General features: G+C 69.8%; 26 protein-coding genes. 21 read left to right on the top strand and 5 right to left on the bottom strand.

From position 1 onward, the window contains the following. Positions 1 to 26: 26 nt before the first annotated feature. Positions 27 to 536 (bottom strand): HNH endonuclease, encoded by a 510-nt coding sequence (locus tag ABT130_RS19935; RefSeq protein WP_030917850.1) that lies wholly within the window; start codon positions 534 to 536, stop codon positions 27 to 29. Positions 537 to 854: 318 nt separating this feature from the next. Between ABT130_RS19935 and ABT130_RS19930 the strand changes: the two genes are divergently transcribed. From ABT130_RS19930 to ABT130_RS19920, 3 genes are all read left to right on the top strand, one after another. Further along, on the top strand, positions 855 to 2,927 hold the full coding sequence (locus ABT130_RS19930; protein WP_350957157.1) for a prolyl oligopeptidase family serine peptidase: 2,073 nt from the start codon (positions 855 to 857) through the stop codon (positions 2,925 to 2,927). 85 nt (positions 2,928 to 3,012) lie between these two features. Next, positions 3,013 to 3,819: a helix-turn-helix domain-containing protein gene (locus tag ABT130_RS19925; protein WP_350921614.1), complete on the top strand. Its 807-nt coding sequence runs from the start codon at positions 3,013 to 3,015 to the stop codon at positions 3,817 to 3,819. A gap of 74 nt (positions 3,820 to 3,893) precedes the next feature. Next, the gene (locus ABT130_RS19920) at positions 3,894 to 4,241 is read left to right on the top strand and encodes a VOC family protein (protein WP_350921611.1); all 348 of its coding nucleotides are present in this window, start codon (positions 3,894 to 3,896) and stop codon (positions 4,239 to 4,241) included. A 27-nt stretch (positions 4,242 to 4,268) separates the two neighbouring features. On the opposite strand, the gene hypF is transcribed toward ABT130_RS19920, so the two are convergent. Further along, positions 4,269 to 6,563: a carbamoyltransferase HypF gene (gene hypF, locus ABT130_RS19915; protein ID WP_350957155.1), complete on the bottom strand. Its 2,295-nt coding sequence runs from the start codon at positions 6,561 to 6,563 to the stop codon at positions 4,269 to 4,271. 169 nt (positions 6,564 to 6,732) lie between these two features. Here hypF and ABT130_RS19910 point away from each other — a divergent pair, with 169 nt between their 5' ends. The 16 genes from ABT130_RS19910 (at position 6,733) to ABT130_RS19840 (ending at position 18,686) form a co-directional block, all read left to right on the top strand. Beyond that, positions 6,733 to 7,404 (top strand): D-sedoheptulose-7-phosphate isomerase, encoded by a 672-nt coding sequence (locus tag ABT130_RS19910; RefSeq protein ID WP_350957153.1) that lies wholly within the window; start codon positions 6,733 to 6,735, stop codon positions 7,402 to 7,404. Next, complete coding sequence (locus tag ABT130_RS19905) at positions 7,401 to 7,649, top strand: HypC/HybG/HupF family hydrogenase formation chaperone (RefSeq protein ID WP_350921604.1); 249 nt, start codon at positions 7,401 to 7,403, stop codon at positions 7,647 to 7,649. The genes ABT130_RS19910 and ABT130_RS19905 overlap by 4 nt, the downstream gene beginning before the upstream one ends. Next, entirely contained in the window at positions 7,636 to 8,361 is a 726-nt protein-coding gene (locus ABT130_RS19900; RefSeq protein ID WP_350957151.1) for a D-sedoheptulose-7-phosphate isomerase, read from the top strand. Before ABT130_RS19905 ends, ABT130_RS19900 begins: the two co-directional genes overlap by 14 nt. A gap of 65 nt (positions 8,362 to 8,426) precedes the next feature. Further along, positions 8,427 to 9,503: an NADH-quinone oxidoreductase subunit B family protein gene (locus tag ABT130_RS19895; protein WP_350921599.1), complete on the top strand. Its 1,077-nt coding sequence runs from the start codon at positions 8,427 to 8,429 to the stop codon at positions 9,501 to 9,503. A 1-nt stretch (position 9,504) separates the two neighbouring features. Next, the gene (locus ABT130_RS19890; RefSeq protein WP_350921597.1) at positions 9,505 to 11,286 is read left to right on the top strand and encodes a nickel-dependent hydrogenase large subunit; all 1,782 of its coding nucleotides are present in this window, start codon (positions 9,505 to 9,507) and stop codon (positions 11,284 to 11,286) included. A 57-nt stretch (positions 11,287 to 11,343) separates the two neighbouring features. Then, entirely contained in the window at positions 11,344 to 11,934 is a 591-nt protein-coding gene (locus ABT130_RS19885) for a NifU family protein (RefSeq protein ID WP_350921595.1), read from the top strand. Then, positions 11,931 to 12,605, top strand: coding sequence for a DUF5947 family protein (locus ABT130_RS19880; RefSeq protein ID WP_350957149.1), 675 nt, complete (start codon positions 11,931 to 11,933; stop codon positions 12,603 to 12,605). Before ABT130_RS19885 ends, ABT130_RS19880 begins: the two co-directional genes overlap by 4 nt. Further along, the gene (locus ABT130_RS19875; protein WP_350957147.1) at positions 12,598 to 13,230 is read left to right on the top strand and encodes a DUF6084 family protein; all 633 of its coding nucleotides are present in this window, start codon (positions 12,598 to 12,600) and stop codon (positions 13,228 to 13,230) included. Before ABT130_RS19880 ends, ABT130_RS19875 begins: the two co-directional genes overlap by 8 nt. After that, a complete protein-coding gene (locus ABT130_RS19870) occupies positions 13,227 to 14,759 on the top strand; it encodes a hypothetical protein (protein ID WP_350957145.1) in 1,533 nt (510 codons plus the stop codon). Before ABT130_RS19875 ends, ABT130_RS19870 begins: the two co-directional genes overlap by 4 nt. After that, positions 14,756 to 15,259, top strand: a complete 504-nt coding sequence (locus ABT130_RS19865; RefSeq protein ID WP_350957143.1) for a hydrogenase maturation protease — start codon at positions 14,756 to 14,758, stop codon at positions 15,257 to 15,259. Before ABT130_RS19870 ends, ABT130_RS19865 begins: the two co-directional genes overlap by 4 nt. Beyond that, the gene (locus ABT130_RS47790) at positions 15,253 to 15,357 is read left to right on the top strand and encodes a DUF6893 family small protein (protein WP_451934934.1); all 105 of its coding nucleotides are present in this window, start codon (positions 15,253 to 15,255) and stop codon (positions 15,355 to 15,357) included. Before ABT130_RS19865 ends, ABT130_RS47790 begins: the two co-directional genes overlap by 7 nt. Before the next feature lie 30 nt (positions 15,358 to 15,387). Beyond that, positions 15,388 to 15,780 (top strand): hydrogenase maturation nickel metallochaperone HypA/HybF, encoded by a 393-nt coding sequence (locus ABT130_RS19860; protein WP_350957141.1) that lies wholly within the window; start codon positions 15,388 to 15,390, stop codon positions 15,778 to 15,780. Then, positions 15,755 to 16,006, top strand: coding sequence for a HypC/HybG/HupF family hydrogenase formation chaperone (locus ABT130_RS19855; RefSeq protein ID WP_350957139.1), 252 nt, complete (start codon positions 15,755 to 15,757; stop codon positions 16,004 to 16,006). The genes ABT130_RS19860 and ABT130_RS19855 overlap by 26 nt, the downstream gene beginning before the upstream one ends. 6 nt (positions 16,007 to 16,012) lie before the next feature. Further along, on the top strand, positions 16,013 to 17,140 hold the full coding sequence (gene hypD, locus ABT130_RS19850; protein ID WP_350957137.1) for a hydrogenase formation protein HypD: 1,128 nt from the start codon (positions 16,013 to 16,015) through the stop codon (positions 17,138 to 17,140). Continuing rightward, a complete protein-coding gene (gene hypE / locus ABT130_RS19845) occupies positions 17,137 to 18,276 on the top strand; it encodes a hydrogenase expression/formation protein HypE (RefSeq protein ID WP_350957135.1) in 1,140 nt (379 codons plus the stop codon). Before hypD ends, hypE begins: the two co-directional genes overlap by 4 nt. 29 nt (positions 18,277 to 18,305) lie before the next feature. Continuing rightward, complete coding sequence (locus ABT130_RS19840) at positions 18,306 to 18,686, top strand: hypothetical protein (protein ID WP_350957133.1); 381 nt, start codon at positions 18,306 to 18,308, stop codon at positions 18,684 to 18,686. A gap of 193 nt (positions 18,687 to 18,879) precedes the next feature. On the opposite strand, the gene purU is transcribed toward ABT130_RS19840, so the two are convergent. Then, the gene (purU, locus tag ABT130_RS19835) at positions 18,880 to 19,734 is read right to left on the bottom strand and encodes a formyltetrahydrofolate deformylase (RefSeq protein ID WP_350957131.1); all 855 of its coding nucleotides are present in this window, start codon (positions 19,732 to 19,734) and stop codon (positions 18,880 to 18,882) included. 165 nt (positions 19,735 to 19,899) lie between these two features. On the opposite strand from purU, the gene ABT130_RS19830 reads away from it, so the two are divergent. After that, positions 19,900 to 20,358 carry an NUDIX hydrolase gene (locus ABT130_RS19830; protein ID WP_350957129.1) on the top strand — a complete coding sequence of 153 codons (459 nt, stop codon included), beginning with the start codon at positions 19,900 to 19,902 and terminating at the stop codon, positions 20,356 to 20,358. A 274-nt stretch (positions 20,359 to 20,632) separates the two neighbouring features. Here ABT130_RS19830 and ABT130_RS19825 read toward each other — a convergent pair whose 3' ends face one another. Then, the gene (locus tag ABT130_RS19825; RefSeq protein WP_350921566.1) at positions 20,633 to 21,127 is read right to left on the bottom strand and encodes a GNAT family N-acetyltransferase; all 495 of its coding nucleotides are present in this window, start codon (positions 21,125 to 21,127) and stop codon (positions 20,633 to 20,635) included. Next, positions 21,124 to 22,695 carry an NsdA family TPR-like regulatory protein gene (locus tag ABT130_RS19820; RefSeq protein WP_350921564.1) on the bottom strand — a complete coding sequence of 524 codons (1,572 nt, stop codon included), beginning with the start codon at positions 22,693 to 22,695 and terminating at the stop codon, positions 21,124 to 21,126. The genes ABT130_RS19825 and ABT130_RS19820 overlap by 4 nt, the downstream gene beginning before the upstream one ends. A 341-nt stretch (positions 22,696 to 23,036) precedes the next feature. Here ABT130_RS19820 and ABT130_RS19815 point away from each other — a divergent pair, with 341 nt between their 5' ends. Then, entirely contained in the window at positions 23,037 to 23,321 is a 285-nt protein-coding gene (locus ABT130_RS19815) for a hypothetical protein (RefSeq protein WP_350921562.1), read from the top strand. Positions 23,322 to 23,882 lie beyond the last annotated feature (561 nt).

The following is a 23,882-nucleotide window of genomic DNA, read 5'->3' as shown; positions in this document are numbered from 1 at the left end:
GCGGCGCGAGCACGGCGGCGCCGTTCTCAGGCCGCGCTCTCCGCGAGGTAGGGCGCCCACTGGGGATCGCCGACGATGTGCGCGCCGATCAACCGCCAGTGGACGCCGCGTGGCACCACCGGGGCGACGCTGAGCGTCCACCCCAGTTCCTCCAGCATGCGATCGGCCTTGCGGTGGTTGCACGTCGTGCACGACGCGACGCAGTTCTCCCAGGTGTGGGGGCCACCTCGCGAGCGCGGGATGACATGGTCGATGGTCTCGGCCCGCTGGCCGCAGTAGGCGCATCGGTAGTCGTCCCGACGCATCAACGCGGTTCGGGTCAGCGGAATCCGCGACCGGTAGGGAATCCGGACATATCTTCGAAGCCTGATCACCGAAGGAACGTCGAGCGTGCGGCTCGCCGAGCGGAACACGGCGCCCCGCCCGTCGCGGTGCACGACGTCCGCCTTCTCCCTGAGCACGAGCACGACGGCCCGGTGCAGGGACAGGGTGGTCAGGGGTTCGTAGGTGGCGTTCAAGAGCAGGACCTGGCGCATCAGCGGGCCTCTCCCGCCGCAGGACGTGTCAGTTGAGGGGGCACGCCACCGCGTGCCCCGGCTGGCGGCCCCTCCTGGGGCCCGGGCGCTTCCGTCACGAGGACCTCCGCCGGACGGCCCAGCGGATGCTCACCACGGCACCGTCCTTCACCAAGTTTGGCTTCTGCGTCGCGGTTCCCGCCACCCATAAATGACTGGAGAGAAACCTGATACGTTTTATGCCCGCATTACTAGTTCTTAACTCCTCCTGCCGCAGATCAGATACGCCCGTCGCGCAATGCCCGCGTTCTGCCCTGCCGAGGTCGTAGGGTTCCTGCCATGACGCGACAGCCATATCCTCCAGCCAGCCGTGTTGAGCTCGTCGAGGAGCTCCACGGGGTGCCTGTTTCCGACCCCTACCGCTGGCTGGAGGATTCGGATGATCCGGCGACGAAGGACTGGCTGGTGGGGCAGGAGAGGCTGCTGGAGACCGAGCTGGACATCCTCCCCGGACGCGAGGGTTTCAAGGCGCGGATCACGGAGCTGCTCAGGTCCGGTTCGGTCGGCGCGCCGACGTGGCGCGGGGAGCGGCGGTTCTTCATGAGGCGCACCCCGGAGCAGGAGCACGCCGTGCTCTACACCGTCGATCCCGGCGGCACCGAGCGGGCGCTGCTCGACCCGATGGCGCTCGACTCGACCGGGCTGACCACCCTCGACTCCTGGCAGCCCGACAAGGAGGGCCGCCTGCTCGCCTACCAGGTCTCGGTGGGCGGCGACGAGGAGTCGAGCCTCTACCTGATGGACGTCGCGTTCGGCGACCGCATCGAGGGACCGATCGACCGGTGCCGCTACTCCCCCGTGGCGTGGCTGCCCGGTGGCGAGGCCTTCTACTACGTGCGCAGACTGCCCGCCACCGAGGTGCCCGAGGGGGAGGAGCAGTTCCACCGCCGGGTCTACCTGCACAGGGTCGGCACCTCCACCGAGGAGGATGTCCTGATCTTCGGTGAGGGCCTGGAGAAGACCAACTACTACGGCGTGGCGGTCTCCCGCGACGGCCGCTGGCTGCAGATCTCCGCCTCCCGCGGCACGGCGCCGCGCAACGACCTGTGGGTGGCCGACCTGGAGGCCTCCTCCCCCTCCTCCCCGGACCTGGTCGTCGTCCAGCAGGACGTCGACGCCCAGACGGCCCTGCACTTCGGCCGCGACGGCCGCCTGTACGTCTTCACGGACCGCGACGCCCCGCGCGCCCGTGTCTGCGTGACCGACCCGTCCGACCCTCGGTTCGAGAACTGGCGTGACCTCATCCCGCAGGACCCCGAGGCCGTGCTGACGGACTTCGCGATCCTCGACGAGCTCGACCGGCCGGTCATGCTCGTCGGCTGGACCCGCCACGCGATCAGCGAGATCTCGGTACACGACCTGGCCACCGGTGAGCGCGTCGGAGATGTGCCGACGCCCGGCCTGGGCACCATCGGCGGCATCAGCGAGCGCCCGGAGGGCGGTCACGAGGCGTGGTTCGGCTACACCGACAACACCACGCCGCCGAGCATCCAGCGCTACGACGCCCGCACCGGCGAGACGACGCTCTGGGCGGCCTCCCCCGGTGCCGTCGAGGTACCCGCCGTCAACACCGAGCAGGTGACCTACCACTCCGCCGACGGCAGCGAGGTCCACATGCTGGTGATCTCCCGCCCCGGCACCGAGGGCCCGCGCCCCACGGTCCTGTACGGCTACGGCGGTTTCGGGCTCTCGATGACCCCCGGCTACTCGGCGTCCATCCTGAGCTGGGTCGAGGCGGGCGGCACGTACGCCATCGCCCAGCTGCGCGGCGGCGGCGAGCAGGGCGAGGAGTGGCACCGGGCCGGGATGCTCTCCCACAAGCAGAACGTCTTCAACGACCTGCACGCGGCGGCCGAGTACCTGATCGCCACCGGCGTGACCACGTCCTCGCAACTGGCCATCTCCGGCGGCTCGAACGGCGGCCTCCTGGTCGGCGCGGCCCTGACCCAGCGCCCGGAGCTGTACGCCGCGGTGGTCTGCTCGGCGCCGCTGCTCGACATGATCCGCTACGAGCTGTTCGGCCTGGGCGCGACGTGGAACGTCGAGTACGGCTCCGCCGAGAAGCCCGACGAGTTCGCCTGGCTGCACTCCTACTCCCCCTACCACCATGTGCGCGAGGGGGAGTGCTACCCGGCGACGTTGTTCACGGTCTTCCAGTCCGACACCCGGGTCCATCCGCTGCATGCCTGGAAGATGTGCGCGGCCCTGCAGCACGCCCAGGCCTGTGACCGGCCGATCCTGCTCCGCAACGAGATCGAGGCCGGCCACGGGGCCCGTTCGGTGAGCAAGACCATCGAGCTCGCCGCCGACCAGCTGACCTTCCTCGCCTACCACACCGGGCTGACCTCCTGAAAGGCGGAGAGGGCACCTCCTGGGGCGCCCTCTCCCAGCACGGCCGCGACACCGGATTGTCGTGGGCGGCGGTTATGGTCGGAGGGTGGACGACGCAGCGGTGGCCGAGGGTCTGACCTTCGTCGAGGGCGAGCCCGGTGCCTTCCTTCGGTCGTACGTCACGCACCTGTCGGCCTACACCGAGCGTTACGCCGAGCCCGTGCCCCGGCGGCAGCCGCCGTTCGCCGGCGTCGTGATGATCTTCGGTTTCGGCGCGCCGCTCGCGCTGAACGGGCCGCGGGGAGGCCGGCGGCTGGCGTCGTTCGCGGGCGGCCTGCACGACACCTACGTCGACACCACCACGGCCGGAACCGCCGAGGGGGTGCAGGTCAACCTCACACCGCTCGGGGCCAGACGGCTGCTCGGGGTGCCCATGCGGGAGCTGACCAACCGGGTGGTGTCGCTGGAGGAGGTGCTCGGGCCGTGGGCCACGACCACGGTCGAGCGGTTGGCACAGGCTTCCGGCCGGGCCGCCCGGCTCGCGCTGCTGGACGAGGCGCTCAGCGAGCGGATCGACTCCGCGCCGGTCCCCGACCGCCGCGTCGGCTGGGCGTGGAGCCGCCTGGTCGCCACCCGTGGCGCGGTGTCCGTGGCCTCGATGGCCGCCGAGCTGGGGTGGAGTCACCGGCATCTGGTCTCCCGCTTCCACGACCAGGTCGGGCTGGCGCCGAAGGCCGCGGCCAGGGTGCTGCGCTTCGAACACGCCACCGGCCGGCTGAGATCCGGCATGTCCCTGGCCGACACCGCGGCCGTCTGCGGCTACTACGACCAGGCCCATATGAACCGCGACTTCAGGGCCATGGCCGGGGTCACCCCCCGCGAGCTGGCGACGCCGCCGCGTGTCCCCGGATGACCAGGTCAGATTTTTCCAAGCCTCGTCCCTCCCGCCGGTGACATCGTGGTGGTCACCGAACAGGAGGAGGAAACATGCGAACCGTGTATCCGATGGTCCGCTACCGCGACCCCGCCAAGGCCGTCGACTGGCTGGTCCAGGCATTCGGATTCGAGGTTCACGAGCTGGTCACGGCCGACGACGGAGGCGTCGGTCATGGTGAGCTGATCGTCGGCACCGGGATGGTCATGACCGGTAGGGGCGAACCCGGCGGCCCGGGGACCTACATCGCCGTGGACGATCCCGACGCCCACCACGACAGGGCCGTCGCGGCCGGAGCCGAGGTCACCAGAGAGCTGGCCGACCAGGACTACGGCTCGCGCGATTACGCCTGCAAGGACCCGGAGGGCAACCTCTGGCACTTCGGGACGTATCGCCCCTGACTTCCCGGCGTCCCTCTCAGCCCCGGGTCAGGGGTGGCCGAGGGCGTCGCGGGCCGCCGCCACGGCGGCCTGGCCGAAGCTGATGCCGCCGTCGTTGGGAGGTATGGCACGGTGGGTCAGGACCCGGAAGCCGCCGAGCCGGAGGGCTCCTGCGAGGCCGTCGAGCAGCAGGCGGTTCTGGAAGACCCCGCCGGACAGGGCGACCGTGCCGATCCCGGTGCCCTCGCGGACCCTGGCGCACGCGGCGGCGGTGACGGCGGCGAGCCCGTTGTGGAAGCGGGCGGAGACGAGCGCCGGGACCACCCCGGCGCGGGTCTCCTCGACGACCGCGCGGACCAGGTCCGCGACCTGGATCGTCACGAGCGGCCCCTCGTCGAGGATCCGCGCCGGGTAGGCGCCGCCCTCGGCGGGATCGACCCGCTGCTCCAGGGCGATCGCGGCCTGTCCCTCGTATCCGACGGTGTCGCGGAGTCCGAGAATCGCCGCCACCGCGTCGAACAGGCGACCGGCGCTGGAGGTGAGCGGGGAGTTCGTCCCTGCTCTGGCCACGGCGAGCACCTCGTCCCAGCGTGTGCCGTGGCGTGCCCTGACCGGCAGGTCCTCGGGGAGCGCGGCACCGTACGCCGCGTCCAGGTGAGCGGCCGCCATCCGCCAGGGCTGCCTGATGGCCGCGGTACCGCCGGGCATCGGCACCGGCGCCAGGCGGCCGGCGCGGGTGAAGCCGGCGAGGTCGGCCACCAGGAGCTCGCCGCCCCAGATCGTGCCGTCGGTGCCGTAACCGAGACCGTCGAAGGCCACCCCGATGACCGGGCCGCTCTCGGCGTTGTCGGCCAGGCAGGAGGCGATGTGCGCGTGGTGGTGCTGCACCCCGGTCAGCTCCACCGACTCCAGATCGAGGGCGTACTTGGTGGACAGGTACTCGGGGTGGAGGTCGTGCGCGACGAGGCCGGGGGTGATGCCGAGCAGGCGCCCGAGGTGTTCGATCCCCTCGGTGAAGGAGCGCAGCGTCTCGTGGTTCTCCAGATCGCCCAGGTGCTGGGAGACGAAGGCGTACCCCCGCCTGGCGAGGCAGAACGTGCTCTTCAGCTCGGCACCGCAGGCGAGCACCGGCCGCCGGGCGGGCGGTGAGAGCCGCAGTGGCTCCGGGGCGTATCCCCGGGACCTGCGCAGCGGCAGTGCCCGCCCTCGCGCGACGAGGACCACGGAGTCGTCGGCGCGGATGTGGATCGGCCGGTCGTGGGTCAGGAAGGCGTCCGCGATCCCGGCGAGCCTGACCAGCGCGTCGCCGTCGCGGTGAACGATGGGCTCATCGGAGAGGTTCCCGCTGGTGAGCACGTACGGCCGGGCGAAATCGGCGGCGAGCAGGTGGTGGATCGGCGTGTACGGCAGCATGAGGCCGAGGGTGCGGTCGCCCGGCGCCACGGCTCCGGCCGGCGCGGCGCCGGAGCGGCGGGGCAGCAGCACGATCGGGCGCCGCGGGCCGGTGAGCAGCCGCTCGCTCTCGTCGTCCAGTTCGCAGAGCGCGTGGGCGGCGCGCAGGTCGGGGACCATGATCGCGAACGGTCTGTCCTCGCGGCGCTTGCGGGAGCGGAGGGTCCTGGCGGCCTCCTCGTTGGCCGCGTCGACCGCCAGGTGGTACCCGCCGAGTCCTTTGACCGCCAGGACGCCGCCCGCCCGCAGTACCTCCGCCGCCGCCGCGATCGGATCGTCACCGCCGCCGTGGGGAGCGCCGCCGTCCAGCAGGCGCAGGACCGGGCCGCAGGCCGGGCAGCAGATCGGCTGGGCGTGGAACCTGCGGTCCGACGGGTCGAGGTACTCCCTCTCGCACTCCCCGCACATGGCGAATCCGGCCATCGTGGTGGCGGGCCGGTCGTAGGGGAGGTCCCGGATGATGGTGAACCTCGGCCCGCAGTTGGTGCAGTTGACGAAAGGGTGGCGGTATCGCCGGTCGGCGGGGTCGAACAGCTCGCCCAGGCAGTCATCACATGTCGCGACATCAGGTGAGATAAGAGTGACCCGCTGGTCTCCGTCCCGGCTGGCCGCGATGCGGAATCCGCGCTCTCCGCGCGCCGGTATCGCGGTGGCCGTCATGCGGTGGATCACCGCCAGCGGCGGGGCCTGACCTCGCAGGTCCTCCTGGAACCGCGCGACGTCACCGGGCACCCCCTCGGCCTCGATGAAAACGCCGTGGCCGTCGTTGCCCACCCATCCCGACAGCTCCAGCCGCCGGGCCAGGGAGTGGACATGGGGGCGGAAGCCCACCCCCTGCACGATCCCCTCGACCCTGATCCTGACGCGGACCCGCGCCCGCCCCGTGCCCATCCCGCCATCCTTCCCGCGCCCGGCGGGAACGCCTCAGGGCTCGCATGATCTGGACGGGAAGGTTACGTCGATGATCAGAGCTTTGCCGTTGGTTGTCGAGCCAAGGGTGTCGGCCCTGAAACGGCCAACCGTAACGTAGCGACTACCGTGAAAAATACGGAGCGTTGACATGCCTGTCACACCGAGCAACCAAGCACCGTCCGCCGTCACCCCGGTCACGGAGGCGGAGGTCATCGCGGCCTTCGCACGGCGGGAGCACGCCGGGCGCGCCCTGGCGGGAGACGTGGAGCGCATCGTGCGTGCCGCCCGGGCCATGGCCGCCAGGTTCCACCTCGGCGGCAAGCTGATCGTTTTCGGCGACGGCGGCGCGGGCTCGGACGCGGCACACGTCGCGGTCGAGTTCATGCACCCGGTCATCGTGGGCAAGAGAGCGCTCGCGGCGGTGGCACTGAGCAACGACGCGACGACGGCCGGCCGGGACGGCGAGGGCCGCGGGGACGCCGCCGAGGTCTTCGCCCACCAGGTGCGCCACTGGGCGGACGCCTCCGACATGGCCCTGGGAATCTCCCGCGACGACCGGTGCGTGAGCGTCCCGCGAGGCTTGCGGACCGCTGGGGAACTGGGCCTGCTGACCATCGCCCTGACCGGCGGCGCAGGCCGTGGGGACGGGCATGAAGGCGAGGTGGCCGACCGGGTACGGGCCGACCACGTCCTGGTCGCCGCGTCTGACGACCCTGCCGTGGTCAAGGAGGTCCATGTCACCGCCTACCACCTGCTGTGGGAGCTGGTCCATGTGTTCTTCGACCGGCTCGGCCCACCCGCGCAAGGGGCGTCCAGGTGAACGGGCCCGAGGACTGTACCGCCGGTGTCTGCATCACCTGCTCCGACCAGGCACTGCCGGTGCGGGTGGTCAGGCTGCTGGAGGGGGAGCTGGCGATCGTCGACGCCGGCGGGGTCCTCGAAGAGGTGAGCGTGGCACTGATCGACCCGGCGGTGGGCGACACCGTCCTCGTACACGCCAGGGAGGCCATCGCCGTGATCGCGCACGGGAACGAAAGGCGGGGGGACGACGATGAGCACGCTTGACGGAACGCCCGCGGAGGGCACCCGAGGGCTGTACCCCTTCCTCGACGAGTACGAGCACGAGCACGCGGACCAGATTCCGGACACGGCGGAGGCGGAGACCGAGGCCAGGCGGTCGGCGGTGGAGAAGGCCGGCGAGATCGTGCGGCTGCGCCGGTGGGTGGGTGCGGAGTCGGCGGCGGAGCTGGCGGCATGCGCCGGGAAGATGGCGGCGAGGTTCGCCTCCGGCGGCCGGTTGTTCAGCTTCGGCAACGGCGGGAGCAGCACCGACGCCCAGGAGGTCGCCACCGCCTTCCTGCACCCCCACCGCGGCCCGGCCCTGCCCGCGCTCTCCCTGACCGGTGACGTCGCCGTGGTCACCGCGCTCTCCAACGACGTCGGGTTCGAGGTGGTCTTCTCCAGGCAGCTCGCGGCGCTTGGCCGGCCTGGGGACATCGCCGTCGGCCTGTCCACGAGTGGCGGCTCCGCCAACGTCGTCCGGGCGTTCGAGGAGGCGGCCCGCCGGGACATGCTCACCGTCGGGCTGGCCGGCGGAGGGGGCGGCAGGCTGACCGAACTGTCCGAGCTGGGCGTTCTGGCCCACCTGTTCGTCGTCCCCTCCTCCTCGGTGCACCGGATCCAGGAGGCACAGACCACCCTCTACCACGTCCTGTGGGAGCTCACCCAGCGCGCGCTCGGACCGGCACCGATCCCGCGGGCGCACGACCCCGGCTGAGAGCCGGCGTTCCCCCTCCCCCTTCACGTTCCACAGAAGACATCCACCAGGAGTGGGGAGACGTCATGGCAGCGCCGACAGACGCGGCAAGTAGCAGCTCTCCGGAGCAGCAGGAACCGACCGTCCACATACTGTGGATCAACGCCGGGATGAGTTGCGACGGTGACTCCGTCGCGCTCACCGCGGCGACGCAGCCGAGCATCGAGGAAATCGTGCTCGGCGCGCTTCCCGGGCTTCCCAAGGTGGCCGTGCACTGGCCTCTGATCGACTTCGAGTCCGGGCCGATGCAGGGCGCGGACGTCTTCATCGAGTGGTTCTTCAAGGCCTACCGCGGCGAACTGGATCCGTTCGTGCTGGTCGTCGAGGGCTCGATCCCGAACGAGGCGATCAAGCAGGAGGGTTACTGGTGCGGTTTCGGCAACAACCCCGACACCGGCCAGCCCATGACGACCAGCGAGTGGCTGGACCGGCTCGCCCCCAAGGCGACCGCGATCGTGTGCGCGGGCACCTGCTCGGCGTACGGCGGCATCCATGCGATGGCCGGGAACCCGACGGGGGCGATGGGCGTCGCCGACTACCTGGGCTGGGACTGGAGGTCCAAGGCGGGCCTGCCGATCGTCAACGTGCCCGGCTGCCCGATCCAGCCGGACAACCTCTCCGAGACGCTCCTCTACCTGCTCTACCAGGTCGCCGGGCAGGCGCCGATGATCCCGCTGGACGAGGCGCTGCGGCCGACGTGGCTGTTCGGCCAGACCGTCCACGAGGGCTGCGACCGCGGCGGCTACTACGAGCAGGGCCAGTTCGCCACCGAGTACGGCTCGCCGAAGTGCCTGGTGAAGATCGGCTGCTGGGGGCCGGTCGTCCGGTGCAACGTCCCCAAGCGCGGCTGGATGAACGGGATCGGCGGCTGCCCGAACGTGGGAGGCATCTGCATCGCCTGCACGATGCCGGGCTTCCCCGACAAGTTCATGCCGTTCATGGACGAGCCTCCCGGCGCCCTCATCTCCTCGACGGTGAGCGGCGCGTACGGGACGGTCATCCGGACCCTGCGCGGCATCACCTCCAAGACCGTCGAGAAGGAACCGAAATGGCGCCACAAGGGGCGCGAGCTGCTGACCGGCTACAAGGCGCCCTGGAGCTGACATGACGACATCGGAGCAGAACCCGGAACTCGTGGAGATGGCCTGGGACCCCATCACCAGGATCGTCGGGAGCCTCGGCATCTACTGCAAGATCGATTTCAAGAACCGGCAGGTCGCCGAGTGCTACAGCACCTCGTCGATCTTCCGCGGCTACAGCATCTTCATGAAGGGCAAGGACCCGCGCGACGCCCACTTCATCACCAGCCGCATCTGCGGGATCTGCGGCGACAACCACGCGACCTGCTCGGTCTACGCGCAGAACATGGCCTACGGGGTGCGGCCCCCGGCCCTGGGCGAGTGGATCGTCAACCTCGGCGAGGCCGCCGAGTACATGTTCGACCACAACATCTACCAGGAGAACCTGGTGGGGGTCGACTACTGCGAGAAGATGGTCCGCGAGACCAACCCCGGCGTGCTGGCGATGGCCGAGCGCACCGAGGCACCGCACGCGGGCGATCACGGTTACAAGACCATCGCCGACATCATGCGCTCGCTGAACCCGCTGGAGGGCGAGTTCTACCGCGAGGCGCTGGCGGTGAGCCGCACCACCCGGGAGATGTTCTGCCTCATGGAGGGTAGGCATGTGCACCCCTCCACGCTCTACCCCGGCGGGGTCGGCACGGTCGCGACGGTGCAGTTGTTCACCGACTACCTGACCCGGCTGATGCGCTACGTGGAGTTCATGAAGCGGGTCGTGCCCATGCACGACGACCTGTTCGACTTCTTCTACCAGGCGCTGCCCGGCTACGAGGAGGTCGGCCGCAGGCGCGTGCTGCTGGGGTGCTGGGGAAGCTTCCAGGACCCCGCGCACTGCGACTACAGCTACCTCAACATGAGCGACTGGGGTCGCGAGATGTTCGTCACGCCGGGGGTGATCGTCGACGGCAGGCTCGTCACCAACGACCTGGTCGACATCAACCTCGGCATCCGGATCCTGCTGGGCAGCTCCTACTACGACGACTGGCAGGGGCAGGAGCCGTTCGTCACCCACGACCCGCTGGGCAACCCGGTCGACATCCGGCACCCGTGGAACCAGCACACCATTCCGCACCCACAGAAACGCGACTTCAGCGACAAGTACAGCTGGGTCATGTCGCCCCGCTGGTTCGACGGGGAGAACACGCTCGCGCTCGACACCGGCGGCGGGCCCATCGCCAGGCTCTGGTCGACGGCGCTGGCCGGCAAGGTCGACATCGGCTATGTCAGGTCCACCGGTCACAGCGTGGAGATCAACCTGCCGCGGACGGCGCTGAAACCGGAGAAGACGTTCGAGTGGAAGATCCCCGAGTACAAAGGCCAGCCGCTGTCCAACGCCCTGGAGCGCAACCGGGCCCGCACCTACTTCCAGGCCTACGCGGCGGCGTGCGCGCTGTATTTCGTCGAGCAGGGCCTGGCCGAGGTGCGCGCGGGCCGCACCCAGACCTGGGCGCCGTTCACGGTTCCCGACGAGACGATCAGCTGCGGCTTCACCGAGGCCGTGCGGGGCCTGCTGTCCCACCACATGGTGATCAGGGACGGGAAGATCGCCAACTACCACCCGTATCCACCGACACCCTGGAACGCCAGCGTCCGCGACGTACACGGCACGCCGGGACCCTACGAGGACGCGGTGCAGAACACACCGATCTTCGAGGAGAACCCGCCCGCGGACTTCAAGGGCATCGACATCATGCGCACCGTGCGGAGCTTCGATCCGTGCCTGCCGTGCGGGGTGCACATGTACCTCGGCGGCGGCGAGGAGCTCCGCAGGCTGCACACTCCGCACGCCTTCGACACCACCTGATCCAGCGGCCGCCGGGGGGCCGACCGTTCCCCGGCACCGGGAAGGGGGCCTGGGCAGATGCCGCAAGCCCATGACATCCGGGTGACCGGCGATCGCGTCGAGGCGCTGATCGCCGACCTCGGCACGCTGAGCGACGCCGTGACCCGCGCCAAGGCCGAGGACCTGGTACGGGCCCTCGTCGAGCTGTACGGCGCCGGTCTGGAGCGCGTCGTCGAGATCGTCACCGAGACCGAGGCGGCCGAGGTGCTGCGCCGCCTGGTCGGCGACCCGCTCGTGTCCGGCCTGCTGGTGCTGCACGACCTGCACCCGCTGAGCACGGCCGAGCGCGTTCGCGAGGCGCTGGACGGCGTACGGCCCTATCTGGGGTCGCACGAGGGCGGCGTGGAACTGCTCGGCGTGGGCGAGGACGGGATCGTGCGGCTCCGCCTGGAGGGCACCTGCCACGGCTGCCCGTCCTCGCGGCTCACCGTGACCGACGCCATCGAGCGGGCCATCGGCCAGGCCGCTCCCGAGGTGTCCGGGGTGGAGGTCGAGGGGGTGACCGACGACCGCTCGGAACTGTTGCAGATCCAGCGCCGCGCGCCCGGCCCGTGCCCGGTGCCGGAGCGGACGCCTGCGCCGGAACCGGTCTCGGGGCCGGTGCCGTGACGGCCACCGGGCTGCGCAGGTTCCGCGAGCCGCCCAGCAGGGGCGGTCCGCCGGTGCCGCTCTGCGAGCTGTGCGCGGAGCCTGCCGGCGAGGACCACGGCCACGTCGTGAACGTCGAGACCCGGGGACTGCTGTGCGCCTGCCGGGCCTGCCACCTGCTGTTCAGCCACGGCACGGGGGGCCGGGCACGCTACCGGGCCATCCCCCGACGCTACCTTCACGACCCGCGGTTCCCGCTGAGCCCGGCCGACTGGGACGAGATGCAGATCCCGGTCCGCACGGCGTTCTTCTTCCACAACTCCGTACTGGGCAGGACGGTCGCGTTCTACCCGAGCCCGGCGGGCGCCACCGAGTCGCTGCTGCCGCTGGAGACGTGGGAGCGCGTCCTGATGGCCAACCCGGCGATGGCCGACGCCCAGCCCGATGTGGAGGCGCTCCTGGTGGACCGCCGCCCCGACGGCGGCTTCACCTGCCACCTGGTGCCGATCGACACCTGCTACGAGCTGGTCGGCCTGGTGCGGCTGCACTGGAAGGGCTTCGACGGCGGCCAGGAGGCGCGGCAGGCCATGGAGGGCTTCTTCGCCGACCTGCGCGGCCGCGGTCGCACCGTACCGCCCGCGCCCGAGGCATCCGGTACTTCTCGGCCAAGTGGCTGTGACGACCGTGGCTGAGCTCGCGTTCGACTGCGTGGGCGTCCGGGCGGAGGCGTACGCCGCCTTCCCGACGCTCGTCTTCCGGCTGCGCGTCACCGACCCCTCCCCCGACGGGGTGCACACCATCGCGCTCCGCTGCCAGATCCGGGTGGAGCCGCATCTGAGGCGCTACGGCGATGCCGAGACGGAGCTGCTCGGCGACCTGTTCGGTGACCCGGCCCGGTGGGGCGACACGCTGAAGCCCCTGCAGTTCGCCAACGTCTCGGTCATGGTCCCGGCGTTCACCGGAAGTACCGAGGTCGACCTGCCGGTGCCCTGCGGCTACGACCTGGAGGTGGCCGCGGGCAGGTACTTCGCCGCGCTGGACGAGGGCGAGATCCCGATGCTCATGCTCTTCAGCGGGACCGTGTTCGCCAGGACGCCGGGCGGCTTCTCGGTGAGCCAGGTGCCCTGGCACCACGAGGCCCGCCGCCGGCTGCCGGTGGCGGTGTGGCGGGAGCTCATGGACCACTACTTCCCGGATTCCGGGTGGCTGCGGCTGCGGCGCGACACGCTTCGGGAACTCAGCCGCTTCAAATCCACCCGCGCCCTGGCCACCTGGGACGAGACCCTGGAACTACTGCTCAAGGAGGCGCGACGATGAGCGTGCCGATGGACATCGCCCGGCGGGTGGCGGACGCGGTGCTGTACGAGGGTTACCTGCTCTATCCCTACCGCGCCTCGGCGGCCAAGAACCAGGTGCGCTGGCAGTTCGGGGTGCTCGTCCCGCCGGGGTTCACCGCGACCGCCGAGCACCCGGCCAGCGTGACCGAATGCCTCCTGGAGGGGGCCACATACGCCGTGGCGCACCTGAACCTGCGCTTCCTCCACCTCAGAACGCGCAGCGTCGAGCGCGCCGAGGACGACGGCTACTGGCCGGTCCAGCAGCTGCGGAACGGCCAGCGGACCTACCTCAGCTTCGACGAGGCGACCGAGCGGGAGGTGGAGACGGTGCTCCCCATCGCCGGCCTGCTCGACGCCCCCGAGCGGGTGATCGAGGTACGGATTCCCGGGGACCGCGTGATCGAGCCGATCGTGGCATCGTCCGGAGAGGTGGTGGGACGCGTCGTCTCCGAACACCTGCCGCTCCACGCCGAGCTCAAGGTCTCCGCCGAACTGGTGCCCGGCCCCTACGAGCTGGTCAAGCTGCGCGCCCGGGTGGCGAACATCGACGACTGGAAACCGCTGGGCGCGCCGCGCGAGCAGGCGCTGCGGCACTCGCTGATCTCGGCGCACCTGCTCATCGCGGTGACCGCCGGGGCCTTCGTCTCCCTGCTCGACCCGCCGGAATGGGCCCGGCCGGCCGTGGAGACCTGCCGCAACGAGCACACCTGGCCCGTACTCGTGGGCGAGCCCGGCCACCGGGACGTGATGCTCTCCTCGCCGATCATCCTCTACGACCACCCGGACATCGCTCCGGAGAGCCCCGGCACCCTGTTCGACTCCACGGAGATCGACGAGATGCTCCACCTCCGCACGCTCACCCTCACCGACGAGGAGACGCGGGAGGCTCGGGCGACCGACCCCCGGGTGGCCGAGCTCATCGACATGGTCAGCGGCATGCCGCCCGAGCTGGTGGAGCGGCTGCACGGTGCGATCCGCTCGGTGGACGCGACCACGGACCCGCGGCCCGGCGAGCCTGCGTGGCAGGAGGGGGACTTCCAGAACCGGCCGGAGGTTCCCACGCCCTGGTGGGACCCCGCGGGCGATGCCACGGTCTCGCCGGAGACCGACAGCGTGACGGTCTGCGGGGTGGCCGTCTCCAGGGGCAGCAGGGTCCGGCTGGTTCCCGGCAGGCGGCGCGCCGACGCCCACGACATGTTCCTGGCCGGCAGGACCGCACGCGTCGAGGCGGTGCTCCTCGATCTCGACGGCGCCCACCACCTGGCCGTCACCCTCGACGATGACCCGGGCGCCGACCTGCACCGATCGCACGGCCGCTTCCTCTACTTCGCCCCCGACGAGGTCGAGCCGCTCCCGGACGACTCGCTCACCGGCGGCTCGGCCCCGGGCGGGCCGGCCTCGGGTGGGCCGGCCTCGGGTGGGCCGGCCTCGGGTGGGCCGGCCTCGGGTGGGCCGGCCGAGCACCGATCGGCCTCGGAGGGATCGCTCGACGGGGAGGCCGGCGCATGAGGATCCTGGTGGCCGGTGTGGGGAACGTCTTCCTCGGCGACGACGGCTTCGGGGTCGCGGTGGCCAGGCACCTGGCGGACATCGACCTGCCCGACGAGATCGAGCTGCGGGATTTCGGCATCCGGGGAATCCACCTGGCCTACGAGCTGACCGGCGGCGGGTACGACAGCACGATCCTCATCGACGCGGTATCCCGCGACGGCCCGCCCGGCACCCTGTACGTCCTCGAACCGACGGCGGGCGAGAGGCCGGGCTCCTTCGCCGACGCGCACTCGATGACACCCGAGACCGTGCTGTCGCTGGTGAACACGCTCGGTGGCGGAGCAGGCCGCGTCCTGCTCGTCGGCTGCCAGCCCGCCGACACCTCGCCGGGCATGGAGCTCAGCGCGCCGGTCGCGGAGGCCGTCGGCAGGGCGGCGGACCTGGTCGTCGAGCTGGCCGGGCAACAGATCGCGATGGCACTCGCCAGCGCGGGTCACGAGGAGGAACGAACATGCTGAAACGCTTTCTGGCCGGGTCGGTGCTGGCGGGAGCGGCCGTACTGCTCTACCTGACACTTCCCGATATCAAGCGCTATCTGAGGATGCGCAGCATGTGACACATCGAACTCGAACGAGAGGAAACGGCCGTGCACGAATTCGGGATCGCCGAGGCGATCCTCACCGCTGTGGAGAAACGGGCGGACGGCAGGAGGGTGCGGCGGGCGCGAGTGCACGCGGGTGCCCTGCTCCGCATCACCGAACCGGTGATCAACCAGGCGTTCTCCGCGATCGCCGACGGCTCCGTGGCCGAGGGCGCCCAGGTGGACCTGGTCATCGTCCCGGTGCGGATGACCTGCCGCTCCTGCGGGAGCACGTCCACCTCCGTCGACCCCTTCGCCGTCTGCGCGGGGTGCGGCGGCACCGATATCGACACCGAGGGCGGCGACGACCTCGTCCTCGAATCCATCCAGCTGGCGGAGGCCGCTCATGTGCCTGGGAATTCCCGGGGAGATCGTGGAGATCCTGTCCGACCGTCCTGATCTGGCCATGGTCGACGTCAGCGGCGTCAAGCGCGCCATCAACATCGGCCTGCTGGAGGGCGAGTTCGTGGCACCCGGCGACTGGATCCTCATCCACGTCGGGTTCGCGCTGTCGAAGATCGACGAGGTGGAGGCCAGGGCCGCGCTCGACTTCCTGGAGAGCATCGGCCAGGCGTACGAGGACGAGATCGCGGCCCTCCGAGAATCCATGATCGAAGAGGGGTGAGGGTTGATGCGTTTCGTCGACGAGTACCGCGACGCGGAGAAGGCCCGGATGCTCGCCGCGCGGATCACCGCACTCTGCGAGCCGGGCCGCGACTACAAGTTCATGGAGGTGTGCGGCGGGCACACCCACACGATCTACAAGCACGGCCTGGAGGACTACCTGCCCGAGGCCGTCACGCTGGTGCACGGCCCCGGCTGCCCGGTCTGCGTCATCCCCATGGGACGGATGGACGACGCCATCCACATCGCCGAGCAGCCAGATGTGATCATGACGTCGTTCGGCGACATGATGCGGGTACCCGGCGGGAACGGCTCCTTCCTCGACGCCAAGGCGCGGGGCGCCGACATCCGGCTGGTCTACTCCCCGCTGGACGCACTGAAGATCGCCCGGCAGAACCCCGGCAGGCGCGTGGTCTTCATGGCCATCGGGTTCGAGACCACGGCGCCCTCGACGGCGATGACCGTCCTGCGCGCCGAGGCCGAGGGGATCGAGAACTTCTCGATCTTCTGCAACCACGTGACGATCATCCCCGCGATCAAGGCGATCCTGGACTCCCCCGACCTGCGTCTGGACGGGTTCATCGGCCCCGGCCACGTCTCCACCGTGATCGGCTGCCGACCGTACGGCTTCATCTCGCGTGGCTACGGCAAGCCCTTGGTGGTGGCCGGCTTCGAGCCGCTGGACCTGTTGCACACGGTCTACCGCCTCCTCACGCAACTGGCCGAAGGACGCTCCGAGGTGGAGAACCAGTACTCCCGGGTGGTCCCGTGGGACGGTAACCCCAAGGCTCTGCACGTCATCAACCAGGTGATGGAGCTGCGACCGTACTTTGAATGGCGCGGGCTGGGGTTCATCTCCCAGTCGGCCCTCAGGGTCACCGAGCGGTACGCCGCCTTCGACGCCGAGCGGATCTTCCAGATCCCCGGCGGGCGGGTGGCCGACCCGAAGGCGTGCCAGTGCGGCGAGGTGCTCAAGGGAGTGCTCAAGCCCTGGGAGTGCAAGGTGTTCGGCACCGCGTGCACCCCGGAGACACCGATCGGCACGTGCATGGTCTCGTCCGAGGGCGCCTGCGCGGCGTACTACAACTTCGGCCGGTTCTCGCGCGAGCGCGTCAGGGAGGCGACCCGGAGGTGAACGACGGGGAGGGTTACACCGGGGAACAGCGGGTCCTGGAACGGACGGGAGAGGCGGGCGGCCCGGACACATCCGACCGGGAGCGGCAGGTCCTGGACCGGATCGAGCGGGTGCGGCGCCGCAAGGCGCGCGTCCGGGAGGACCGCATCACCCTGGCGCACGGCGCGGGCGGCAAGGCCACACACACGCTGATCGAGGCGGTGTTCCTGGAATCGTTCCGCAACCCGATGCTGGAGCCCCTGGAGGACGGTGCGGTCACCGACGGGCTCGCCTTCACCACCGACTCGTTCGTAGTGACGCCGCTGTTCTTCCCCGGGGGCGACATCGGCGACCTCGCGGTGAACGGCACGGTCAACGACCTGGCCATGTGCGGGGCCCGCCCCCGCTACCTGTCGGCCGGATTCATCCTGGAAGAGGGTTTCCCCGTCGCCGACCTGCGGCGCATCACCGCCTCGATGGCCCAGGCGGCGCGGGCGGCGGGTGTGTGGATCGTCACCGGCGACACCAAGGTCGTGCAGCGGGGCAAGGCCGACGGCTGCTACGTGACCACCTCCGGCATCGGGACGCTGGAGCGGCCCATCCGGCTGAGCGCCGCCGCCGCGCGGCCGGGTGACGCGGTCATCGTGTCCGGGCCGATCGGCGAGCACGGGATCACCGTCATGCTGGCCCGGGGAGGGCTCGACATCGAAGCCGACCTGCGCTCCGACACCGCACCGCTCAACGCCCTCACCGACCTGCTGCTGGACGCCTGCGAGGACGGCGCGGTGCGGTGCCTGCGCGACGCGACCCGCGGCGGGGTGGCGACGATCGTCAACGAGATAGCCGGTGCCTCGCAGGTCGCCGTCGTGCTCGACGAGGAGGCCGTACCGGTCCGCCCGGCGGTGCGAGGGGCGTGCGAGTTGCTGGGGATCGACCCGCTCTACGTCGCCTGCGAGGGCCGGATGGTCGCGGTGGTGGCCGGGGAGTTCGCCGACACGGCACTGGCCGCTCTCCGCTCCCATCCGCTCGGCTCCGAGGCGGCGATCATCGGACGGATCAACGACGACCCGCCGGGGCTGGTCCTGCTGAGGACCTCCTTCGGGGGCACCCGGATCGTCGACCTGCTGGTCGGCGACCCGCTACCGAGAATCTGCTGAGCACCAGCGAATCCATGAGGTTTCACGACATGAGCAAGAAAAACAAACCCGAACACCCGGGCGGGCAGGACAAGGACACCTCGAGGGAGCGCGGCCGCTCCCCCGGCGTGAGCCACGCGAGCGAGGAGGTGGTACGATCCGGCAACCTGGCCTTCGGACACCCGCCGGACGACAGGGGACCCGGGCGCGTGGTCTCCGACGAGGAACGCGAGGGCGTCCCCGCCACCGACACCGAGGCCCGGTCCGCCCGCGGTGTCGGCGCCAGCGAGCAGCGCGGCGCCGAGGAGATCGCCGCCCGCAAAGGCGAGAAGGGCCGCGAGAAGGTCGGCACCGACAAGAAGGGACGCCCCTACGGCGTCTCCCATCCCGAGGACGCCACCGGGGTCAACCCCCGGAAACCCGAGCAGTGACTCCTCCACTCCCCGATGGGAGCGGTTTCCCGCCTCCCTCGGCCGAGGGGGCGACGGCCAAGCCCTGACCGTTTCGAACCCGGAAACCATGGCAGGAGGCGATTCGCCTGCCGGGTAAACCCGGCAGTCCCCTCGCTCGCGCGTGCTCTGGCCGGGTCGGCCGTCGACCCGGCGAGGGCTCGCGGTCACCGCGCTAGCGGGGGAAGACGATCGTCTTGTGGCCGTCGAGCAGGACGCGCTGCTCGGTGTGCCAGCGGACGGCGCGGGCCAGAGCCTGGCACTCGACGTCACGGCCGATGGCGGCGAGGTCGTCCGCGGAGTGGGTGTGGTTGACCCGGGCGACCTCCTGCTCGATGATCGGCCCCTCGTCGAGGTCGGCGGTCACGTAGTGCGCGGTCGCGCCGATCAGCTTCACGCCGCGGGAGTGCGCCTGGTGATAGGGCTTGGCGCCCTTGAACGACGGCAGGAACGAGTGGTGGATATTGATCACGTTGCCCGCGAGCTTGACGCAGAGGTCCTCGGAGAGCACCTGCATGTAGCGGGCGAGCACCACCAGGTCGGCCCGGTAGTGATCGACGAGGGTCAGCACCTCCGCCTCCTGCCTGGCCTTGGTCTCGGGAGTGACCGGCAGGTGGTGGTAGTCGATGCCGTACGACTGGGTCAGCGGCCGCAGATCCGGGTGGTTGGAGACGACCGCGACGATCTCGATGTCGAGCAGACCCGAACGCGTCCGGTAGAGCAGGTCGTTCAGGCAGTGGCCGAACTTGCTGACCATCACCAGCACGCGCGGCTTGACGGACGTCTCCCGCAGCTTGAAATCCATGCCGAACTCGGGGGCGAGCGCCGCGAAGGCCTCGCGCAGCTCCCCGTCGGGCAGCGGGGAGGCGAACTGCACCCGCATGAAGAACCGCTCGGTCACGGCATCACCGAACTGCTGGCTCTCGATGATGTTGCAGCCCCGTCCGGCCAGGAGACCGGAGACCGCCGCCACCACGCCAGGACGGTCCGGGCAGGACAGCGTCAACACAAACTCGGCCCTGGAACTCATGCCTTCACCCTTGAGCTGGAGAGGTCGGATCGTAAGGTACTTCCACCTGACCTGGGCAGAGTACAGCGAATCCCGGCGCCACACCCAGTCGCCCGGCACGCGGCGAGCCAGGAGGTACGGAGAGCCACCCGGCCCCGAATCCGGCGGTGATAGCGTCCCTGATCTATGAACGCCCCTCAGCCGAACGACCGGCCCGCCGCCCGGGTGATCTGTGTGGACTCCTTGGGCCGGGTGCTTCTCATGCACTGGCGTGACACCGTCAGCGGCCAGAGCCTGTGGGAGCCGCCGGGCGGCGGCATTGACCCGGGCGAGACCCCCCTTGACGCGGCACGGCGGGAGCTGACGGAGGAGACGGGCCTGCCCGGCGAGGCGGTCATGGACCACTGGGTGCCGGTACGTCGCGATTTCCACTGGCTCGGCGTCCACTACGCCAAGACCGAACGGTTCTACCTGGCCAGGTTCGAGAGCACTCCCGAGGTGGGCCCGGGGTCGTTCAGCGCCGAAGAGAACACCACCCACCTGGGCTCCGGCTGGTTCTCAACGGAGGAGATGGCCGACCTCCCCGACCACCTGGAGCCCCCGGACCTGCCGGAAGTCGTCTCCCGCGTCACCCGGCTGGGGTGAGCCGGCCATCGAGCACGCCCGGGAATCCCGTGCGGCACGGCCCTCGATCTCGAAGATCGAGGGCCGCGGTCGTCAGGGAACGATTCTTCCGAGCGGGGAGAATCTCACCCCTTGTGGATGGCGCCGGCAATGCCACCGAGCCTGGACACGCCAAATTTGTGAACAATGATCTTTTTCATCGCACTCACCCGAGGACGGCGATAGCCACGAAGAACAAGTATTCGGATATTTCCGAAATTGGCAATGCCAAATAGCAAAGCGGTCTAAATTCGAGTCACTGCATTAGTGTGGACATAGCGACTATTAGCTCTTTTTCTCCATAAACCACCACAGATCCCCCTCGCTCTTCCCTGCGGATCTCGCGCCACCCGAACTTGCGATAGAGCTCCATCGCCGCGGGCTGGCTCAGGGTGGTATCCCCACGGAGCCTTACGTAGCCGAGTTCAATCGCCCGCGTCTCCAGCGCGACGACCATCTGGGCACCGAACCCGCGACGCTGAAACTCCGGATGAACCCGCATGCGGCACATCTCGGCGGTCTGATCGTCAACACGACGGAGCCCACCCATCGTGACAATACGCCCGTCAGGCGTCTCACCCACGAGGAACTCTCCCCGATCGGCGAGGTAGATCTCGTGGATCCTGGGGAAGTCGTCCTCGTAGTAGACGCCGTCTCCCGGCGCGAGACCGACCTGGGCGAGGCATATCTGGTGGAGCGCCCAGACGGATTCGATGTCGGACCAGCGATAACGCCGAAGCCTCGGCCTCAACTGCCACCCCCGTCGGCCACCGCGTCATCCGTCCACGCGCTGCGACCGCGCAGCGATTCCAGGTAGACCTTGAGCTTGGGATGCCCGGGAGCCTTCACCTCGGCCTGCCTGCCCACCTCGTGGGCGCGCTGCATGAGGATGTCGGGCCTGCACGCCTCGTCGAGACCCGAGATCGTACTCTGGGCGATCTCCAGCGCCTCGTCCACATCGCCCTCAAGGATCTTGCACTGGGCACGGTCGAACTTGATGAAGGTCGGGTCGAGCCAGTCGGTCGGGCCGTACTTGGTGAGCGCCTGTTCCAGGATGAGGTCGGCCTCCATCGCCTGCCCGAGCTTGACCAGCGCGTCTCCCTGGTGAAAGTAGAGCTGGCGCTCGGTGTAACCGAAGGTCGCGTCGTCCTGGTCCGCGGCGGTCATCTGGGAGAAGGCCGCCCTGGCCCGGGACAGCGCCCGCTTCGCCTGGTCGACCACGTCCTTCTTGCCCGCGCCCGACATCATCGCCAGTGCACGGGCCTCGACCACCGGGGCCATGGCCTGGGCCGCGCAGGGCGTCTGCCCTGCCAGGTCCCGGCTCTTCTTCGCGAGGTTGAGCGCCTCACGCGGGTCACCGTAGTAGAGCGGGACCAGAGCCTCCCTGGCCGTGACCCACGCCCGCAGCGCGCGGTCGCCGGTCTCGTCCGCGGCGGTCCTGCCGGTCCTGAAGAAGGATCGGGCGAGCCTGTGGTCGCCGAGATTGACCATGATCATGCCGCTCAGGCCGGCCAGCTGGGCCGCCATGCGGCACAACCGTTCCTGCAGGTCGACCGGCTGGCGCCGTTCCATGGCCTTGCGCACCGCGCTGAACTCCAGCATCACGTCGCACAGCAGCCTGAGCGGGGGAGTGTTCATGTACTGGCGGCCGAAGCCGATGGTGGCTTCCTCCCACTGGTCGAGCATCGCGGGCGAGACGGTGGCCGAAACCAGCGTGTCGTCCATCCTTCTGCGGATGCTCTCCACCGATCCAAGCACCTGTCCGTCCAGCACGATGCCGCTGCCGGCCAGGAGTTGTAAGAGTGTCCTCCGTAACACGTTCTCGTCCTCCTCGCCCCCGTCCGCGGAAAGGTCCAAACCGATCGGCTGGATCAGCAGCTCGCGCGGATCAGGGGATGTGTCGGGTCTTCCGTCCTGGAGATCGCCTCGGACGACACTGGGCATCCTGTGGCCGTGACCGCAGATGCACGGGCCGTCGTACCCGAGGGAGGCCGGCTCGACTCGGTAGGCGGAGCACAGGTAGTGCAGATACTCGGGACCGGGCCGCTTCAGCCCGCTCTCGTACGCGGACAGGAGCGTCTCACCGATGCCGGGGGCCGACTTGCCGTCGCGTTCGAACAGCGCCCGTATCTGTTCGATGACGTCCGCGAGGGCGACACCATGTGCCAGGCGGTGACCTTTAACCCGTGTAGTCCCGAATTGTGAATTGCATTTCTCGTAGATTTCCTCGGCTATCTGCGCCGAGGACTTCCCGGCGGCCAGGCCACGGGCCCGGACCTGCCGTGCTAGTTCTGTCTCCCTGTGCTGCCTGCCGGACATACCGGCCCCTCTCTCGTGGCCAGCTGGGCTGGCTGGCACACTTAGTCCCGACCGGTCCTCTCTCCCTTGACACACTGTGATCTCTTCGTCGCACTGTGCCTACCGAGAATGATGGACCACGTTTGACTCATCCGGAACGCGCTAATAAAGCCATCGGCTAAGAATCGTCCTCCGGCGGACTGTTTCTTTCAACCTACTTGGCACAACGCCCACCCTGAACTGGGTTTTCCCTGAATTGACCCACAGGGCCGCCGTGAGTCATCTTTGGCGGGCAGCACCGAAGGCGTGATCGAGCGAACACGATTCGGTGCCGGCAAACCGAAACCACGAGGAGGGGCGAGGTGGGTGAAGACGATTTCCGGCACCTGGAACGACTGGTGACGGAGCTTGACTGCCGCGGGCTGCACGCCCGTGTGGTGCGGACCCACTCCGGTCGTGCGTTCGTGCGTGTGATCAACCCGAAGGCGACCAGCCTCGCGGAGAACGTCACCTGCCGAGCACACGCCACCCCCAGCCACCGGGATTGGTACTACTGGTGGTCCTGGGGTGAACGGATGCACACGGTGGAAGACCCAGCCGGTGCCGCGACCAAGGTCGCACGCGTACTCGCCGCGGTAGGGGAATGAGGTGAGCGGTGCGGAGGGCTTCACCCGCCCGATGCGCCGTACCTACCACGGCCCGGCGGAGCCGACGGGATGACCGGTGCGGAGCGTCCTCGGACGCTGGTCACCCCGTCGGCTCCGAATCGTCGGACCGGCCGGACCGGTCCGCACGAACCGGATCAGCGGACCGCCCGGCCGCGCCGCGCTCCATGAGGGACCGCCGGCCGGACAGGCGCGGACTCCCAACGGTGAAACCGCGGAGGCTCTCGCGAGCCGAAGCCCACGAACTGCCGTAAGGCAAAGGCTGCCGCCTGGTCTCTCGTCCGGGCGGTGACCGGAGGGATCCCCCTCGGGAACGGCACGGGACACGCTTCCGGGTGCGTGTCCCGTCCGGGCCACCCGTCACCGGGGCATCCGGGTCCGCCTCCGCGGCCCCAGATCCGGATGTCCCCGTCTTCCCCGGCGTGATGTGACGGAGGCCGGTTCGATCGGCAATATGGGTAAGTCGCATGACTCGCCCATCTGACTCGTCGATCCGATCCGAGAGGGATCCACTCCGTGTTCCTGCTTTCCCCCACGCCCGTC

It is taken from the genome of Streptosporangium sp. NPDC001681, from assembly GCF_040298085.1.
In the GTDB taxonomy this organism is placed as follows: domain Bacteria; phylum Actinomycetota; class Actinomycetes; order Streptosporangiales; family Streptosporangiaceae; genus Streptosporangium.
This window is presented reverse-complemented; position numbering and strand designations above follow the sequence as displayed.